Genomic DNA, 1,911 nt, shown 5'->3' with positions numbered 1-1,911 from the left:
CGCAGGACGTCCGCGGCCGGGCCGCCGCCCCGGGCGTCGTCGACGAGCCCGGCCCGGGCGAGACGTCCCACCAGCGTGTCGACATGCCCCTCGGGCAGGTCCATGCGGCGGCCCTCCTCGCGCAGCAGCGCCAGGCCGCGCGTGCCGTTGAGCAGGTCGAGGAAGCTGCCCGTCGCCGTGTCCATCGGGCCCAGCGTCAACGCGTGCGCCGGGGCCATCCCGAACTGCACGGTGTTGAGATCGCGCCAGCCGCGCCGCAGCGCGGGCTTCATCTGCGGAACCATCGTCTGCATCACAGGCCCCCGTAGCCCTCGTCGAACGTCGTCGTCCGCCGACGGAACCGGGCGATGGTCGGTCGTGGCTCCGTCGGCCTCGCCAGCATGCCCGGACCCGGTCGGGGCGTGCCGAAAGTTGTCCACAGGCGGGGGGTATTCGTCGTACAAATCAGACGCTTGGTGGGCGATCGGAACCGAACCGTCCCGGAGTCGGGACTTCCCGCGTGTGCAGAGGGTAACGTCGAGGCGTGCCCGCCGACCCACTGCACAGCGCCGGAACGCCACAGCGCAGCACGACGAGCCCACCGCCGAGCGGCTCGGGGGCGAGCGCGATCGAGGTCCGCAGGAGTGCCCGTCGTCGCCGGACGGTCTCCGCGTATCGCGAGGGCGATCGCACCGTCGTACTCATCCCTGCCCGGATGTCCGAGGCGGAGGAGCAGCGCTGGGTGACCGTCATGCTCGACAAGCTGGCCGCACAGGAGAGCAAACGGGTCCTCGGGGACGCCGAGCTGTCCGAGCGCGCCGAGCGGCTGTCGGCGCAGTACTTCAACGGCCGCGCGCGCCCCACCTCGGTGCGCTGGGTCACCAACCAGAACACCCGCTGGGGCTCGTGCACCCCGGCCGAGGGCAGTATCCGGCTGTCGCACCGGCTGCAGGGCATGCCGGAGTACGTCGTGGACTACGTCCTGCTCCATGAGCTGGCGCATCTGCTGGTGCCCGGGCACGGGCCGCGGTTCTGGCGGCTGCTGGAGGCCTATCCGCGCACCGAGCGTGCCAAGGGCTACCTCGAAGGCGTGGTCGCTGCGGAACGGCTGCCGCATCTGCCGGGCGCCGGCGGCGACTGACCGACTGTTCGAACGGGTTTTTGTACCGGATCTGTACCGACCTGAGCCGGTGTCGGAGTTTGCCGTTAGCCTGTCGCGACGCACTAACCATCGGGATGGGGGACGGTCGTTACGCATGGCCAGGGAATTCCAACGCGGCCACAAGGCCAAGATCAGTGACCTCACCGCGGGCACGGATCTGTACGTGGGTGTACAGATCTCGGCTCCCGGACTGACCTTCGACATCAGCTGCTTCGGACTCGACGCCGACGAACGGCTCTCCGACGACCGGTACTTCATCTTCTTCAACCAGCCGAAGTCACCCGAGGACGCGATCCAGCTCCTCGGCGCCCAGGCGGGGGACACGGAGTCGTTCCGGGTCACCCTTGATCAGATTCCGTCGCAGATCCAGAAATTGTCGTTCACCGCGACGATCGACGGTGACGGGCAGATGTCCCAGGTCGCCCCCGGGTGCCTGCGGATCGTCGCCGGCGGCGAGGAGGTGGCCCGGTACGCCTTCGACGGCAGCGAGTTCTCCACGGAGCGCGCGGTGATGCTGGGCGACCTGTACCTCAAGGACGTCTGGCGGTTCGCCGCGGTCGGACAGGGCTTCGACGGCGGCCTGGACGCGCTGCTGAAGAACTTCGGCGGCGAGGTCGCCGAGGAGGAGGCCGCGCCCGAGCCGACGGTTCCGGCGCAGGCCCAGGCCGCACCACCCGCGTTCGCCCCGCCGCCCGCGCCCGCGCCCGCGGCAGCACCGGCAAGACCGCGCCCCATGACGGCGGCGGCTCCGAGCTTCCCCGGTCATGCCC

General features: G+C 70.4%; 2 protein-coding genes and 1 pseudogene. 2 read left to right on the top strand and 1 reads right to left on the bottom strand.

Features of this window, described 5'->3' with window-relative positions; translation table 11 throughout:
* Positions 1–284, bottom strand: a pseudogene (locus tag ABZ896_RS52640) (ThiF family adenylyltransferase); the annotation flags it as partial.
* A gap of 239 nt (positions 285–523) precedes the next feature.
* Between ABZ896_RS52640 and ABZ896_RS52635 the strand changes: the two are divergent.
* Both ABZ896_RS52635 and ABZ896_RS52630 read left to right on the top strand, forming a co-directional pair.
* Positions 524–1,120 carry a M48 family metallopeptidase gene (locus ABZ896_RS52635; RefSeq protein WP_360946626.1) on the top strand — a complete coding sequence of 199 codons (597 nt, stop codon included), beginning with the start codon at positions 524–526 and terminating at the stop codon, positions 1,118–1,120.
* Positions 1,121–1,235: 115 nt separating this feature from the next.
* The coding region (locus ABZ896_RS52630; RefSeq protein WP_360946623.1) for a TerD family protein at positions 1,236–1,911 on the top strand (676 nt) is incomplete at its 3' end.

This window comes from Streptomyces sp. NPDC047072, assembly GCF_040643855.1.
Lineage (GTDB): Bacteria > Actinomycetota > Actinomycetes > Streptomycetales > Streptomycetaceae > Streptomyces.
Note: the sequence above shows the minus strand (reverse complement) of the source record. Positions and strands in the feature narration are given on the sequence as shown.